At 71.1% G+C, this 15,266-nt stretch carries 13 protein-coding genes; 6 read left to right on the forward strand and 7 right to left on the reverse strand.

Annotated elements, in window-relative coordinates:
- Positions 1–96: 96 nt before the first annotated feature.
- The gene (locus EV385_RS27370) at positions 97–948 is read right to left on the reverse strand and encodes a DUF4394 domain-containing protein (RefSeq protein ID WP_130512052.1); all 852 of its coding nucleotides are present in this window, start codon (positions 946–948) and stop codon (positions 97–99) included.
- A gap of 139 nt (positions 949–1,087) precedes the next feature.
- Positions 1,088–4,228 (reverse strand): AfsR/SARP family transcriptional regulator, encoded by a 3,141-nt coding sequence (locus EV385_RS27375; protein ID WP_207229977.1) that lies wholly within the window; start codon positions 4,226–4,228, stop codon positions 1,088–1,090.
- Positions 4,229–4,328: 100 nt separating this feature from the next.
- On the opposite strand from EV385_RS27375, the gene EV385_RS27380 reads away from it, so the two are divergent.
- The 4 genes from EV385_RS27380 (at position 4,329) to EV385_RS27395 (ending at position 8,047) form a co-directional block, all read left to right on the forward strand.
- Positions 4,329–4,727 (forward strand): cellulose binding domain-containing protein, encoded by a 399-nt coding sequence (locus EV385_RS27380; RefSeq protein WP_130512053.1) that lies wholly within the window; start codon positions 4,329–4,331, stop codon positions 4,725–4,727.
- Positions 4,728–4,785: 58 nt separating this feature from the next.
- Entirely contained in the window at positions 4,786–6,222 is a 1,437-nt protein-coding gene (locus EV385_RS27385; protein WP_130512054.1) for a HEAT repeat domain-containing protein, read from the forward strand.
- Positions 6,223–6,420: 198 nt separating this feature from the next.
- Positions 6,421–6,900: a chromate transporter gene (locus EV385_RS27390; protein WP_278045035.1), complete on the forward strand. Its 480-nt coding sequence runs from the start codon at positions 6,421–6,423 to the stop codon at positions 6,898–6,900.
- Between the two features lie 172 nt (positions 6,901–7,072).
- Positions 7,073–8,047, forward strand: a complete 975-nt coding sequence (locus EV385_RS27395) for a sporulation protein (RefSeq protein WP_130512055.1) — start codon at positions 7,073–7,075, stop codon at positions 8,045–8,047.
- Positions 8,048–8,185: 138 nt separating this feature from the next.
- On the opposite strand, the gene EV385_RS27400 is transcribed toward EV385_RS27395, so the two are convergent.
- Positions 8,186–10,252, reverse strand: a complete 2,067-nt coding sequence (locus EV385_RS27400) for a sensor histidine kinase (protein ID WP_165449629.1) — start codon at positions 10,250–10,252, stop codon at positions 8,186–8,188.
- A gap of 305 nt (positions 10,253–10,557) precedes the next feature.
- On the opposite strand from EV385_RS27400, the gene EV385_RS27405 reads away from it, so the two are divergent.
- Both EV385_RS27405 and EV385_RS27410 read left to right on the forward strand, forming a co-directional pair.
- Positions 10,558–10,920 carry a response regulator transcription factor gene (locus tag EV385_RS27405; RefSeq protein WP_130512057.1) on the forward strand — a complete coding sequence of 121 codons (363 nt, stop codon included), beginning with the start codon at positions 10,558–10,560 and terminating at the stop codon, positions 10,918–10,920.
- A 117-nt stretch (positions 10,921–11,037) separates the two neighbouring features.
- Positions 11,038–11,769: an EAL domain-containing protein gene (locus EV385_RS27410; RefSeq protein ID WP_130512058.1), complete on the forward strand. Its 732-nt coding sequence runs from the start codon at positions 11,038–11,040 to the stop codon at positions 11,767–11,769.
- Positions 11,770–11,803: 34 nt separating this feature from the next.
- Here EV385_RS27410 and EV385_RS27415 read toward each other — a convergent pair whose 3' ends face one another.
- From EV385_RS27415 to biuH, 4 genes are all read right to left on the reverse strand, one after another.
- The gene (locus tag EV385_RS27415) at positions 11,804–12,178 is read right to left on the reverse strand and encodes an AtzH-like domain-containing protein (RefSeq protein WP_130512059.1); all 375 of its coding nucleotides are present in this window, start codon (positions 12,176–12,178) and stop codon (positions 11,804–11,806) included.
- Positions 12,179–12,239: 61 nt separating this feature from the next.
- Complete coding sequence (locus tag EV385_RS27420) at positions 12,240–13,859, reverse strand: SulP family inorganic anion transporter (protein ID WP_242625104.1); 1,620 nt, start codon at positions 13,857–13,859, stop codon at positions 12,240–12,242.
- 24 nt (positions 13,860–13,883) lie between these two features.
- Positions 13,884–14,537 carry a cysteine hydrolase family protein gene (locus EV385_RS27425; protein WP_130512061.1) on the reverse strand — a complete coding sequence of 218 codons (654 nt, stop codon included), beginning with the start codon at positions 14,535–14,537 and terminating at the stop codon, positions 13,884–13,886.
- Between the two features lies 1 nt (position 14,538).
- A complete protein-coding gene (gene biuH, locus EV385_RS27430; RefSeq protein WP_130512062.1) occupies positions 14,539–15,234 on the reverse strand; it encodes a biuret amidohydrolase in 696 nt (231 codons plus the stop codon).
- Between the last annotated feature and the right edge of the window lie 32 nt (positions 15,235–15,266).

The following is a 15,266-nucleotide window of genomic DNA, read 5'->3' on the forward strand; positions in this document are numbered from 1 at the left end:
CCGGGCTCCGGGTCGCCCCGCAACCTAGATACTCCGTGGCGTCGAGGTCTGGGAGGACCTCATGCCCGGGAGCAGGAACTCAACTCCCGGGGGCTCTCACATGGTGTCGAGCGCCACCGCGACGTCGGAGACGTCCAACGGGAACACCCCGACGTGGGTCGCCGTTCCGGTCAGCAGGTCGACGGTGTAGAACGTCTGGGAGCCGCCTGCCGGGGTGAGCGTCGCGAACGCGGTCGCCGACACCGTCTTGCCGTTGCTCAGGTCGCTGTAGATGTCGAGGCCCGCGTCCAGCCCGGCGTCCACGCCCAGGCTGCCGGTCGCGACCAGGAAGCCGCTGTTCGCCGGCGACTGGATGACGACCTGGTCGGTGGCCGTGTTGACATCGACCAGCGTGGTGTTGGTCGTGGGGTTCAGGTCGTTGTTCGTGTACGCGGCGGCGGTGACACCTCGGGCCGGACCGGTCCCCGGCGGGGTGGTGAGCGTGGTGTCCTCGATCGTGGAATGGTCGGCGAGGTTGTGCCGCAGGTTCTGGCCGTTGTCACTGGTGAGGCGCAGCCGGTCGGCTGCGGGATTGAAATCGACACCGAACTTGGTGCCGTACAGCGCGACGCCCAGCTGGGACACCTTGGTCGCGACGGTGCTCGGGATCCCGATGACGTAGATGCCGCCCTGGTTGCCGACGGCGTACAGCTTGCCGTCCTGCACCCGAAAGTCGATCCCGACCACATAGGTGTCGCCCACCAGTCCGGTGATGCGCCGGACCCAGTCGTTCTGCTCAGGCGTATTGGTCTTGAAGGACAGCATCAGCGTGCCGGAACCCGCGATCCCGTACGCCTGCAGCGACGGGGTGGCGGCGGCCGAGCTGCTGCTGCCGAGTCCCATCACCACCGACGCCGTCGCGGTGATCAGAATGGCCGCCGAGGCCGTCCACTTCGTCCGTGTCCTCATCAGTGTTCCTCCCCGATTCCGTCGAACTGGCCCGGTTCAGGCCCTCGATCGAAAGCTAGGCAGGCGCAATGGATCCGGACTGGAGTCGCACTGGCATCCGGAACAACCCGGACAACCGCTGCCGGCCGGTGAGCGATGGTCAAACTGGCGCCGGACCTGAGGTGTCCGGGCCGTCGACCTCGGCTTGGCGCTGCCGCCGGCGCCACGGTGAAGCAGGTTCGATGATGGCGCGGATGTCCTCGGCCTCCGGCGCACCGATCTCGGCGTAGCGTGTCCAGGCCTGCGTCCAGTGCCGCCCGGCCGTGTCCGGGTCGTCGAGCATCTCGGCCACCCGGGCGAGACCGGCGTGCGCCCGGCCCTGCTCGTACCGGTCCCCGGTCTCGATCGCCAGGGTGAGCGCCGCCCGGTGCTCCTCGCGCCCGTACCGGGGTCGTCCGGTCGTCGTGAGGACCTCCCCGAGGCTGTTGGTGGCCCGGGTCTCACCGGAACGCTCACCGAGCTGCCGGAAGATCTCCAGCGCCTCGCGCAGGAAGACGGTGTCGTGGGTCGCCGTGCCCAGCCCGTCCAGCGCCAGCGCGGTGCCGGCGCGTTCGTTGGTACGCCGGAAGACCGCCAGCGCCTCGCGGTGGCAGCGCACCGCCCGCTGGCTGTCGCGCTGGCGTGCGGCCACATCGCCGAGGCTGACCAGGGCGTACCCCTCGCCGACCGGATCGCCGATGCGGCGGCAGATCCGGACCGCCTCGCTCAGGTAGGCCGCCGCCTGCTCGTCGAGACCCTGGCGCCGATACACCTGCCCAAGGTTGCCGAGCGCCCGCGCCTCCGCCGCCTGATCGCCGGTGCGCCGGCACAGCGCCAGCGCCTCCCGCAGCCGCTCGGCTGCCTCGTCGTACCGGCCCCGCCACTGGTCGACATGGCCGAGGTTGCCCAGCGCCCGCGCCCGCGCGGAGTCGTCGCCGCACTTGCGGGCCAACTCGACCGCCCGCCGCAGCAACCCGTCCGCCTGCTCGTAGTTGCCCTGCTGCACATCCATGACCGCCACGTTGGTCAGCAACTGCGCCTCGGCGGCGGCGTCATCGCAGAGCCGGGCGGCCCGCACCGCGTGCTCGTGCATGGCGACCGCCTCGGGGTAGTGGCCGCCGCTCTCCAGGTAACGCAGCAGGATCAGCGTGAGCTGGACGGCATACATGGGCCGGCCCTGAGTGGCCGCATGCGCCACCAGAGCCACCAGGTTGGCGCGTTCGCGGTCCAGCCAGGTCTGGGCGCTGACGACGCCGCCGACCGGTGGAATCGGCGACTCCGGCCGCTTGACCCGGGCCCGGCGGTGCTGCTCCACCGGGTAGAGCGTGTCCATCGCCGCGGTGGCGGTGAACAGCGTCGCATCGAACAGGCGGTCGAGCGCGGCGTCCGCGGCACCGTCACCGATCTCCGCGCTCAGGTTCACCGCGTACGCCCGCAGCAGGTCGTGCAGCGTGAACCGGTCGGCGGCGGTGCGCTGGATCAGGTGGGCGCGGGCCAGCACCTCCAGCAGCTCACCGGCCTCGGCGACGCCGGTGTCCAGCAGCGCGGCGGCCGCGTAGCCGGCCACGTCCGGGCCGGGGGTCCGCCCGAGCAACCGGAAGGCGCGCGCCGCTGCGGGCGACAGCTGCCGGTAGGACCAGGAGAACACGGCGCGGACCCCGGTCTGCGGGTCGCCACCGGCGTCGAGCAGCTCCAGCCGACGGCCCTCGTTGGCGAGCTCGGCCACCAGGTCGCGTAACGGCACGTCGGGTCGCCCGATCGCCAGTTCAGCGGCGACCCGCAGCGCCAGCGGCAACCCGGCGCAGCGGCCGATCAGGTCGTCGGCGGCCGCGGGATCGCCCCGTACCCGGTCACCGATCAGCCGGGTGATCAGGATCAGCGCCTCGTCCCTGGGCAGCAGCGGCAGGAGGAGGCGGCCCGCGCCGTTCCGGGCGACCAGGCCAGGCAGCGTGTCCCGGCTGGTGACCACCACGGCGCAGGTCGGCGTGCCGGGCAGCAACGGCCGCAGCTGGTCGACCGACGCGGCATTGTCCAGCACGACCAGCACCCGGCGGCCGTCCAGCAGGCTCCGGTACGTCGCGGCCCGCTCGTCGCGGGAAGCCGGAATGTCGAGACCGGACATCCCCAGCGCCCGCAGGAACCCGGCGAGCGCGTCCTCGGGCGCCGTCGGCTGCTCGACGTCGTACCCGCGCAGGTTCACGTAGAGCTGACCGTCGGGGAACCTGGAGCGGGCGCGATGCGCCCACCGCACCACAAGCGCCGTCTTGCCGACACCCGCCATGCCGGACACCGCCGCGATGACCACGGCGGTGAGCTGCTCGTGGTGATCCGTGACCAGCAGATCCAGGACGGCGAGCTCCTCCTCGCGCCCGGTGAACCCCGGTACGTCCGCCGGCAACTGGGCGGGCACCGGCCGCACCGGCGCCGGAGGGGTGGGTGCCGGGCCCGGCAGCGCGGCCGGGACGGCGGCGGGAACGCCGGGATCGCCCAGCGCGGCCGCGTGCGCGGCGGACAGCGCGTGACCGGGATCGACACCCAGCTCGTCGGCGAGGCGCCGGCGCGTGTCGTGGAACGTGGCGAACGCCTTCGCCCGGCGGCCGGCCACCGCATAGGCGCGGATCAGCCGGGCCTGCCCGACCTCATCCAGCGGCTGGGCCGCGGCGGCCTCCTCCAGGGCCGGCAGGGCCTCGGACACCGCGCCCAGCGTGATCATGAGCTCGCCGTAGCGGCCCAGGGCGGCATGTCGCTCCTCGGCCAGGGCGATGACCTTCGGGTGCCCGGCCAGCAGCGGCACGTCCATCAGCGGCGCGCCCTGCCACTGCGCCAGTGCCTCGGCGAACAGATCGGCCGCGCCCCGCGGGTCCCCCCGCTGCTGGGCGGCGCCCGCCGCGGCGAGCAGCTTGCGGAAGCGCAGGAGATCCAGATTGTCGGGGGAGACCCGCAACGCGTACCCGTCGCCGACGCGGGGCAGGCGGGCGCTGTGCGAGCGGGACACCCGCCCCGGCTCCAGCAACCGGCGCAGATGCTTGATGTGGGTCTGAATGATGTTGGCCGCGGTCGGCGGCGGACGGTCACCCCAGAGCGCGTCGACGAGTTCGGCCTGGCTCAACGGCTGTCCGCCGGCCATGGCGAGCAGGCCCAGCACAGCGCGCCGGCCAGCCGAGGTCAGTTCCACCGGCACCTCGCCGAGCCAGGCGCGGACGGGCCCCAGCACCTGAATCCGCACGTTCTCCCCCCGGGCAGGACAAAGACGCAGCTCCATCCAGCCACCGTCCAGTCAGGATCCAGTACGGCGATCCACCCTGCTGAAGGAACCATAGGGCGGCCCGAACTGATACCACAAGCACGGGAGTTGCATTGTCATGCATCAATTGCTCGGGGCCTCCGCCGGTCTCACCGCGGCCCTGCTCATGCCCACCCAACCGGCCACGGCCGAGGTGCCGGCGGTCTGCCATGTCGCTTATGAACGGACTGGCGACTCCTGGAGCTTCGACGGGAAGATCACTATCACCAACACCGGGCCGTCCACCCTGTACGGATGGACACTGAAGTTCTCGCTGCCGGTCGGGCAGACGTTCCGCAGCGGCTGGGAGGCGGACTTCCACGTGAACGGCCAGGACATCACCGGGTACAGCCGGCCATACAACAGCGTGGTGAGCCGGGAGAATTCCGTGCAGGTGGGTTTCCACGCCGCCGGCAGTGTCAGGGGACCCCGGCCCGCCGAGTTCCGGATCAACGACCACGTCTGCACGACCAGTTGACCGGCGATGGTCATGGGCGCTTGACCCGTCCGGCCAGCGTACCGGCGTCCGCTGAACCGTGCGCGCCGCCGCGCCTTGGCTCGACGCGTGCGCACTCAGTAGTGGATGGCCGCAGCCACAGGTCGAGTACAAGCTGCGCCGGTTCGTCAACGACTACGTGGCCCCACCCAAGGCCGCGGCCAACCTGGAGATCGCGGTCGAGACGTTCCAGCGCATGACCGGGGAGATCGCCGGCATGGGCGCCCGTACCCCGCACGAGCTGATGCGGTGTGCAGAGGTGACGTTCATCCGCGACTGCGCCGAGATGGCGGCACGGGCGTCACTCGTGCGCACCGAGAGCCGCTGGGGCCTGTACCACGACCGCACCGACCATCCCGGACGCGAGGACGCCGACTGGTTCTACCATCTCAACCTGCGGCGCCGGGCGGACGGCGACATGGAGTTCGTGAAGCGGCCGGTGCACGAGTACCTCGTCGCAGTCGACGACCTACAACCCCCGGCCGGGCCGGCGGAGACGCTCGTCGCGGAGGTCCACCGGTTCGCGGTGGCAGCGCCCGGCCGTGCCGATGCTCGACCGGCCGCGCGGCCCGGCGAACCGGCCGGCGATCGGATCGTGGCGGTGCTCGCCCTGACCGAACACGCGGCGACGCTGGCGGAGTTCCGTCCCTTCCTCGCCGATCCCGACCCGGAGGTGCGGCGTACCGCGGTGGCGACCCTGACCGAGGTGGCGCCCGAGGGCGTCGCCGACGCCCTCGTCGCCGCGCTGCATGACCGGCACACGGAGGTCCGCTCGGCTGCGACGGCCGGATTGCGGGAACTGGCCGATGTCCTGCCCGGATCGGCGGCGCTGGCGAAGCGTCTGCGCGACGCACGCACGAGTCCGGACCCGCTCGTGCGCCAGGTCGTCGTGGAACTACAGCGGATCACCGGGGTCGGCCACGCCGACGACTTCCGCGCTGCCCTCGGCGACTCGGCCCTCGGCGTACGTCTGCAGTCCGTGCGAGGCCTGGTGCGGTGCGACGACGTCGCCGGACTGGCCGCGGCCGCGGCCGATCCCGCCCGCGAGGTACGCGTCGCGGTGGCGCACGGCGTCGGCACGGTCGCGGATCCGCAGGGTGCGGCGGTGCTCCAGCGGCTCGCCGCCGACGTCGATCCCCTTGTCCGAGCCGCGAGTTTGCGGGCCGCCGGGCAGGTCGGGTGCGACGGCGACCTGGCCATCGTGGCGCTGGGCGCGATCACCGATCCCTCGTGGCAGGTACGGGAGGGCGCAGCGACGGCCCTCGGCGGTGCTGCTCCGGACGTCGCCGTACCGGCCCTGACCGAAGGTGCCCGAGACCCGAACCTTGACGTGCGGCGGGCAGCCGTACGCTCGTTGGCCGCATGGGTGCACCGCGCTGATGTGACCGCTGTCCTGCGGTCCGCCGCGGCCGACCCGGACGCCGACGTTCGTGCCTACGCCCGGCGGGCGCTGACAGCCGCTGCCGCGACGCCGTAGGCGTGAGTGGATGGGTTGTGGTGACGTTGCGGCGGCCGCGACGCTCCGATAGGGCGTTGGTTCCGGGTGCCGAACACCGCGGCGGGTTGACCACGAGCGGTGCGGATCTCGTCGATCACGGCGGGTCGGCGGGGAGCAGGTCGGTGAGCAGGCTGAGGATTTCTGCCGAGTCAAGCAGCACCGACAAGATGGTCGGCTCTGGCCGAGACCACCCCCGGGCCACTGATCATGGTGGTGCAGTTCGTCGCGTTCCTCGGCGCCTACCACCACCCCGGCCCGCTCAACCCGTGGACCGCCGGGGTGGTCGCCTCGCTGCTGACCACCTGGGTGACGTTCGTGCCGTGCTTCCTGTTCATCCTGCTCGGCGCCCCCTACGTGGAACGGCTACGTGGCAACCACGCCCTGTCCGCCGCGCTGACCGGGATCACCGCGGCGGTCGTCGGCGTCATCGCCAACCTCGGCCTCTACTTCGCCGTGCACACCCTGTTCATCGAAGTCCGGGAGGTGACCGTGGGGCCGCTGCACCTGCAACTGCCCGACCTGGCCACCGTCCGCCCGGTCCCCGCGGTGATCGCCGTCGTTGCCGCGGTGCTGACCTTCAAACTGAAATGGTCGGTGCTCCGCGTGCTCGGCGTGTGCGCCGCTCTCGGCCTACTCGCCGGCCTGGCCGGCATCTGAGTACGTCCTGGTCGACTGACCGAACCCGCAGAGGCGCCCACTCCCAGCCAACGCTCAGCCCGACTTGCTACGTTGCGCCCCGACCGGCCTGAATGGCCGGTTCTGACCTCGGCGGGTGCGGGGGGACCACCGCTGCGCCGCACGGTCGGAGGGCTCGACATTGGAGAACACCGTGGTCTTCAAGAAGATGCTGGGCGCGTTCGGGGTCGGGGGGCCCACCGTGGACACCGTGCTCACCGACCCGAACACGCACCCCGGCGGCACACTGGCCGGGCAGGTGAACCTGACCGGCGGCAACCATGACGTCGACATCCAACACGTCACCCTCGGCCTGGTCACCTACATGGAGGTCGAGGGCGGCGACGGCGACCACGGCGCCCGCGCCGAGTTCCACCGCCTCACCGTCACCGGGCCGATGCGCCTGGCACAGGGCCGGCACACCACCGTCCCGTTCACTCTGGCGATGCCGTGGGAAGCCCCGATCACCGCCGTGTACGGCCAGCCGCTGCACGGCATGACCATGGGTGCGCGAACCGAGGTCGCCGTCGCCAGGGCGGTCGACAAGGGCGACCTTGATCCTGTCGTGGTGCACCCGCTGCCGGTCCAGCAGCGCATCCTCGACGCGTTCGCCCAGCTGGGCTTCCGGTTCAAGAACGCCGACCTGGAGTACGGCCAGATCGCCGGCGTGCACCAGACGCTGCCCTTCTACCAGGAGATCGAATACTTCGCCGCCACGCAATACGGACCGGCCCTCAACGAGGTCGAGCTGACCTTCGTCACCAACCCGCACACCGTCGACATCGTCCTCGAGTTCGACAAGCGCGGTGGCATGTTCGACGGCGGCCACGACACGTACGGGCGCCACACGGTCGCGCACACCGACGCCGACACGATCGACTGGACCCAGCAGGTCGACGCCTGGATCCGCCAGGCCGTCGAACGCCGGCAGCACCTGCCCGGCCAGGGGGCACCCGGCCACGGATACCGGCACCACGGCCACTACGCCACTCACGGCCACGACAGTCACCACGGTCACGGATCCGGCGTGGGAGGCGTCCTGCTCGGCGCCGCCGGAGGGCTGGCCGCCGGATACGCCGCCAGCGAAGTCGTCGACGAGGTCTTCGACGACGAAGACAGCGAGGATTAGCCGACCGGTCGCCGCGGCCGGATCAGTGGTGAGTCCGGCGATGGTGGGACGGCTCGGCGTGGTGATGGGTGGCGGGGCTGGTGTGCACGGTGACGGCGGCCAGCCGGGGCACGGCGTGGGTGAGTCGGAGGCGGTTGATCATGGGGGTTCGGGGGCGGGTTGTCGGGGGAGGTGGACGTGGAAGGTGGTTCCGGGGCGGTGGTGGTTGGGGGCGACTGTGATGTGGCCGTGGTGGCGTTCGGCGATGGTCTGGGCGAGGGACAGGCCGAGGCCGGCGCCGGGGATCGCTTGTTCGAGGGTGATGGCGCCGCGGTGGAAGCGTTCGAAGACGCGGGGGCGTTCATGGGCGGGTATGCCGACGCCGGAGTCGCTGACCTGGATGTGGGCGTCGGTGTCGGTGGCGGTGACACGGACGTCGATGCGCCCGCCGGCCGGGGTGTAGGCGACGGCGTTGTCAAGCAGGATGCGGACCAGTTGGGTGATCCGGGCGGGGTCGGCATGTGCGGGCAGCGTTTCCGGGAGGTCGGCGGTGAGGGTGAGGTGCTTGGCGGTGGCGGCGGCTTGGGTGTCGCGGACGGCGCCGGCGACCAGCGCGGCGAGGTCGACGTCGACGGGTTGGATCTGGGCGTGGCCGGAGTCGAGTGCGGACAGGTCGAGCAGTGCGTCGACCAGGCGGCGGAGCCGGTCGCTGCCCCGCCGCATCGCGTCGATCATGGGCAGGATGTCGCTGACTCTGGCGTCGGGGTCCTCGGCGACCAGGTCGAGGTAGGTCGCGATGATGGTCAGTGGGCTGCGCAGTTCGTGGCCGACGAGGTTGAGGTACTCGTCCTTGCTGGTGGCCAGTGCCTGTTGGAGTCGCTCGGCCCGGCGGCGTTCCAGGAACTGGCCTATCTGGGCGGCGACGCCGGTCAGCAGGGCCAGCAGGTCCTGCTGGGGGTCCTCGGCGACGTCGGTGAACAGGCTGATCACCGCCAGGACTTCGCCGCCGCTGGGGACCGGCACGGCGAGGGCGCTGCATAGTCGGCCGGCTGCGGCCGTGCGCGTGGCGACCGGGCTGTCGGGGGCGTGCACGTCGGGGATCACGACAGTTTCGCCGCGTTGCCAGGCGGCGCCGGCCAGTCCCTGATTGCGGTGCAGCCGGTCCGGCACCGGCAGCGCCTCGGTGAAGCCGGGGGCGCGGTGGATGGCCACCGGGCGAAGCTCCTGCTTGCGCGCATCGACCTGCCACAATTCCGCGTACGGCCATCCGAGCGCGCTGGCGATCGCGTCCAGCACGGGCGGTCCGGCCTGTTCGAGGCTGGTGGCGTCGGCCAGCACCCGGGCCACGGTCAGTTCTGCGGCGTGCAGGCGTTCGGCGCGCCGCTGCACGGTGATGTCGTGAAACGCCGACACCGCGCCCAGCAGGTGACCATCATCGGCCAGGATGGGGTGGGCGTTGACCCGGTACAACCGTCGGCCGTCGCCGGGCACGTCAACGAACTGCTCCACGCCGCGCACGTGCACGCCGGCCATGGCGCGGATCAGCGGCACTTCCTCGACGGACAGCGGCCGCCTGTCCAGGCCGGTCACCGGCAGCCGCGGCACCCACTGCTCGGGCGGCTCCTCGCCCGCCTGCACGCCGAGAGCGGCGCGCAGGGACCGGTTGACCACTACCAGCCGGCCCCGTGCGTCGCAGGCGGCCACCCCGGTGTCCAGGCTGTTCAGCAGCGTGTCGAGGAAGACGCGTTGCTGTTCGGTGATCTGCCGGCCGCGTTGCTCGTTCACTAGGGTCGTACACGCCTGTGCGCCGATGTCGACCCCGGCAAGATCCGCCGGGTCCCACTCGCGCGGCTCGTAGTCGGCCACCGCGCACACACCGACCAGCTCGCCGTCGGGAGCGCGTACCGGGAAGCCGGCGTAGGCGCGGATGCCGACCGCGTGCGCCGGCGCGTCCGCCGGCACCCGGTCGTCGTGCTTCAGGTCGGCGATGATCAGTGGGCAGTCATAACGGAGCACCATGCCCGCCAGGGTCGAGCCCAGCGGCGCCGGCCTCATCTGCTGGAATCCGGCCGGCAGCCCGGAGCCGCCGATCACCCGCAACTGCCGGCCCTCCGCCAGATGGATCATGGCAGTCGGCACGCGGGCAGCGCGCGCGATCAACGCCGCCAGTTGGTCCGCGGCAGCGTGCGACAGCGCACCGGACCACATCTCCAGCGCGTCCTGCACCCCCGCGCCACCTCGCGGCCCGGGCGTTCGCCGCACAGGCTCCATCGCTCCGCCATACCCACATCAACCACATCAAAACCACGAACAGGATCCGCCTCGCCGGAACATCCGGAACTCGAGCACCACCAGACACGCGCGCATTCATAGGTCCGGCTGGACGCCTGAGGGCGCGGCCTGAACCCGACCGGCGCCCAGCGGTCCCAAGGCGCGCCTATCCGCCCTACGGTCGCCGAAAGATCGGACGAATCTCAGAGGCCGAGTTCGGCTGACGATGGGGTTGGGGAAGACAACTGTCGGGAGGCCCAATGCACCTGTTGGTCGTCGACGATGAGGTCGACATCCGGGATCTGATTGCCCGCTGGCTGCGCGCCGACGGCCACCACGTGATCGTCGCCGACAGCGCCGCCTCCGCGTTGGCCGCGGTTGACGAGTACGGCATGCCCCAGGCTGCGGTGCTCGACGTCAACATGCCCGACGTCGACGGTATCGAGCTGTTGCAGCTTCTCCGGGACCGCGACCCCGAGCTGCCCGCGCTGTTCGCGACGGCGGTGTGGGACTCCGGGGTCCTCGAGCGCAGCGGTGTCGCAGCCGGGCGGCATCTGCCCAAGCCGTTCACCCGCGCCCAGTTGTGCGCCGCGGTGCACGACCTGACGACGTCGGCGCAGTGATCGGCGGCATTACACCTCTAGTGGATGCGGACGTGGTCCGGCCGCCCGGGTTGGAAGCCGCCGGGATCCTGATCTCTCCTTGACCCGCTGATGACCTGCGCGGTCGAACGTGGGGGCATGACGCCGACGTTGTCCGCCGACCCCGCAGCTCGCTGCACGGTGCGGCACGTGCTGGACGCCCGGGCGGTCCGAATGGCCTTCCAACCGGTGGTCCAGCTTCAGGACGGGTCGGTGCTGGCCTACGAGGCGCTGGCTCGCTTCGACCGGGAGCACTTCGACAGCCCAGTGCAGGCGTTCGCGGCCGCCGCCGAGGCGGGCATCGGCGTGGAGCTGGAATTGCTCGCCTTGCAGCAGGCGCTCAACAGCATCGATGACATCCCGCCCGGGGCCTGGCTGACCACGAACCTGTCCGTCGAGGCGCTGCTGAACCGCGTGGTGCGCACGACATTGATCGCGCACGCCGACCGCAACGTCATCGTCGAGATCACCGAACACAGCGAGGTCCGGGACTACTCCGTCCTGCGCGAGGCCACCAGCGAACTCCGCGCCGCCGGGATCCTGATCGCGGTCGATGACGCCGGCGCTGGCTTCGCGAGCCTCAGCCACATCCTGCATCTACACCCCGACATCATCAAACTCGACATCATGTTCACCCGCGGTATCGACGCCGACCCGGTCCGGGCGGCCCTCATCCGGGCGCTGGTCGCGTTCGCCGACGAGGCCGGCGCCATGCTCATCGCCGAGGGCGTCGAAACCCCCGCGGAATACGACACACTCATCGAGCTCGGGGTACGTCTCGGACAGGGCTACTTCATGGCCCGCCCCGGACCCCTGCCCTTGTGCCGGTGACGCCTTCCGAGTTTGCCAGCGACCGGCCGTCGTCTCAGGCGTGCGCGGGGTTGCTGACGTGGGCGGTGATGATGCGCCAGCCGTGCGGCAGGCGTACCCAGGTTTGCGACTGGCGGCCGAGGATGTCGGTGTCCGGGTAGCCGAACAGTGTGGTAACCACGGCGACGTCCGCGCCGTACGTGGTGATGATCGTGTCCTTGAGGCGGCGGCCGGGTGGCAGCGGCGGTTGCGCGCGCCGCCAGGCCGCCTGTTCGGCGAGGCCGACCTGCCGGTCCGCGATGCCGATGCGTACGGCGTCCGGGGCGAAGAAGCCGACGATGCGGTCGACCTCGCCCGCGACGAGGGCCTCCTCGTAGGCCTCGAAGACCGCGCCGACCTCGGCCACGATGGCGGGCTGGTTGACCTGCATGGCGCCTCCGATGTGCGGGCCGGTGGTCCGGGTGACCCGGACCACCGGTCTGGGGTGGTGTTCAGACGGGAGTGCTGGCGGCCTTCTCGCGGGGTTCCGGTATGCCGCCCTCGGGTGCTTCGGTGAACTGGTTGCCGCCGGTGTGCAGGCGTTCGAGCGCGAGTTCCTCGGCGTCCGGCTGCCGGGGAGCGGGCTTGCCCAGGGCGAACAGCACGCACACCACCGCCAGGAACAGATAGCCGAGCGTCACCGGGCCGTCGGCGTTCCATTGCACCTTCTCGGCGTGGATGAGCCCGACGAAGGTCAGCACCGCGCCCGCGCCGGAGAAGATCGCCGCCTGCCAGAACCGTTTGTCGATGATGAAGGCGACGATCGCGCCGAGCACCAGGCCGGCCAGGATCGCTCCTTCGCCCAGGGTCCTGAGGCCGTCGTAGACGACGCCCGCGCCGGCGAGGGCGCTGATGCCGACCTGGGCCGCGCTGGTGCCGGCCGCCGCCAGGGCGTTGTCGAGCAGGCCGGTGGCCCAGGCCGCGATGTTGGGGATGAGCGCGGCGACCACCGCTGCCGCGTGTGCCCGGGGTGTGGCCTGGAACGCCTGTGCGCCGATGAGCAGGCCGATGTAGAGCAGGATCGGCACGATGGCCGCGGTGGGGAAGATCGTGCCGAGCAGGCCGAACATCCCGAAGAAGCACAGCAGCGCGATGACGACGCCGGTCGCCATGGAGTATCCGGTACGGCCACCCGCCGCCTTCCAGCCCGGGTGCCCGACGTACACGGCCGGCGGGAACGGGGAGCCGAGCATCGAGCCGATGACCGCGCCCCCGCCGTCGGCGAGGAGCACGCTGCGCAGGTTGTACCGGTCGCCCGCGCTCGCCGCGCTCTCCACGTTGGTCATCGCCTCGGTGAAGTTGTAGACGCCCAGCGGAATCGCCGTGGCCAGCAACGGGGCCATGTCGCGCAGGCCGTCGACGAGCAGGTCGACCTTCAGGTGCGGGAAGGCGAATGCGATGTCCTTGGCGGCGGCCTGGACGTCCGGCACCGACATGGCGCCGCCGAGCCAGCCGATCGCGGTGCCGACCAGCAGCGCCACGAGGCCGATGGGCAGGTTGAACGGCAGCCGCACGTCGGTGAGCAGGCCGATCAGCAGCAGGCCGAACACGGGCAGGGCGATCCAGGCGGCCTGCCACATCCGGCCGGCGGGGTTCATCGAGATGAAGGTGATCGAGATGCCGGCCAGCGTGCCCAGCAGCGCCGCCCGGGGCGCGTACTTGCGGATGTACGGGCCGACGAACGCACCGATCAGCACGATCACGCCGATGATGAACGCCCAGGCGATGCCGGCCGTCCACGCCTGGATCGGATCCTTCGTGCGCAGGTAGATGGGCAGCATGATGACGAAGATGACGATGAACATGTGCGGGACGCTCGGCCCGTACGGCATGGCCGTGACGTCGGTGCGGTTCTCCCGGCGGGCCAGCCGCCGCGCCAGGTAGGTGTAGTACATGTTGCCCAGCACCAGCGCGATGCCGAGGGCCGGCAGGATCACCCCGAAGACGTCACCCGCCGGCATCTGCACGACGCCGATGCACAGAGCGGTCAGGGTCAGCACGTTGACCAGGACGTTGATGCCGAAGCCGAAGAACGCGTTGGTGTCGCCGCGTACCCAATAAGGAAGTTTCACCATGTGCTCCTAGAGATGGTGCTTCTAGAGATGGACCGACGTGGAGTCCGCGACCCAGCCGAAGATGCCGCCCTGGGCGGCGATCATGTCCAGGCCGACGCGCTGGAACTCGGGGAAGTAGGAGCCGACGCAGTCGGCGAGCACGAGGCATTCGTAGCCGCGGTCGTTGGCCTCGCGGACCGTGGTGTGCACGCACACCTCGGTGGTCACGCCCGCTACGAGCAGGCTGCGGATGCCGAGCTCATCGAGGAGTTGCTGAAGTCCGGTGGCGTAGAACGCGCCCTTGCCGGGCTTGTCGACGACGGCCTCGCCCGGTGCGGGGCGCAGTTCGTCGATGATGTCGTGGCCGTGTTCGCCGCGGATGAGGATGCGGCCGAACGCGCCGGGGTCGCCGATGCGTTTGCTGGGCGCGCCGCGTGCGAGTTTGGCGGGCGGGCAGTCGGACAGGTCCGGCAGGTGCCCTTCCCGGGTGTGGATGACCGGCAGGCCGGCGGCGCGCCATCGGGTCATGAAGGCTGCCAGCGGAGCGATCGTCCGGCGCAGTTGCGTGACGTCGTTGCCGAGGCTCTCGCCGAAGCCGCCCGGTTCGAGGAAGTCCCGCTGCATGTCGATGACGAGCAGCGCCGCACTGTCCGGCGCGAAGGTGAAGGCCGACGGCTGCGCCTCGACGGTGGGCATCTCAGGCCTCCGTGCCGGCGATGACGTCGTCGCTGGTGGCGACGGCCCCGAAGACGCCACCCTGCATGGTCACCATGTGCAGGGCCGCGGCGTGGTTCGCGGGATCCGTGGCACCGGTGCAGTCCGACAGGATCAGGCATTCGTAGCCGCGGTCGTTGGCCTCGCGCATCGTCGTGTGGACGCACACGTCGGTGGTGATTCCGGTCAGCAGCAGGTGGGTGATGCCCCGGGTACGCAGCACGAGGTCCAGGTTCGTGGCGTAGAAGGCGCCCTTGCCGGGCTTGTCCACGATCACCTCACCCGGCGCGGGGGCGACCTCAGGGACGATCTCCCAGCCGGGTTCCCCGCGCACGAGGATCCGACCGCACGGGCCGGGGCCGCCGATCTCGGCGCCGATCTGGGCCGAGCGCCACCGCTTGTTCGCCGGCAGATCGGACAGGTCGGGGCTGTGGCCCTCGCGGGTGTGCACGACGAGCATGCCGAGGCGGCGGGCGTGCGCGAGGAGCCTGGCGGTGGCGGGCAGGCCCGCCCGGGTGAGCGCGATGTCGTAGCCCATCGCGTCGACGTAGCCGCCGGGGCCGCAGAAGTCGGTCTGCCAGTCGATGCAGATCAGGGCGGTGCGCTCGACGGGCACGGTGCCGTCGTACGGCCAGAGGTAGGGGGTGGCCTTGACCGGGCCGATGGTAACGTCCGTCATTCTGTCGATTGTCGACCGTTCTGTTTCGACGG

Origin of the sequence: Krasilnikovia cinnamomea, assembly GCF_004217545.1 — a bacterium.
In the GTDB taxonomy this organism is placed as follows: domain Bacteria; phylum Actinomycetota; class Actinomycetes; order Mycobacteriales; family Micromonosporaceae; genus Actinoplanes; species Actinoplanes cinnamomeus.

Bases quoted from the DNA above. Each gene is read 5' to 3' on its own strand.
- EV385_RS27370 (WP_130512052.1), bottom strand. From the start codon at position 948: ATGAGGACACGGACGAAGTGGACGGCCTCGGCGGCCATTCTGATCACC.
- EV385_RS27375 (WP_207229977.1), bottom strand. From the start codon at position 4,228: ATGGAGCTGCGTCTTTGTCCTGCCCGGGGGGAGAACGTGCGGATTCAG.
- EV385_RS27380 (WP_130512053.1), top strand. From the start codon at position 4,329: ATGCATCAATTGCTCGGGGCCTCCGCCGGTCTCACCGCGGCCCTGCTC.
- EV385_RS27405 (WP_130512057.1), top strand. From the start codon at position 10,558: ATGCACCTGTTGGTCGTCGACGATGAGGTCGACATCCGGGATCTGATT.
- EV385_RS27410 (WP_130512058.1), top strand. From the start codon at position 11,038: ATGACGCCGACGTTGTCCGCCGACCCCGCAGCTCGCTGCACGGTGCGG.
- EV385_RS27415 (WP_130512059.1), bottom strand. From the start codon at position 12,178: ATGCAGGTCAACCAGCCCGCCATCGTGGCCGAGGTCGGCGCGGTCTTC.
- EV385_RS27425 (WP_130512061.1), bottom strand. From the start codon at position 14,537: ATGCCCACCGTCGAGGCGCAGCCGTCGGCCTTCACCTTCGCGCCGGAC.
- biuH (WP_130512062.1), bottom strand. From the start codon at position 15,234: ATGACGGACGTTACCATCGGCCCGGTCAAGGCCACCCCCTACCTCTGG.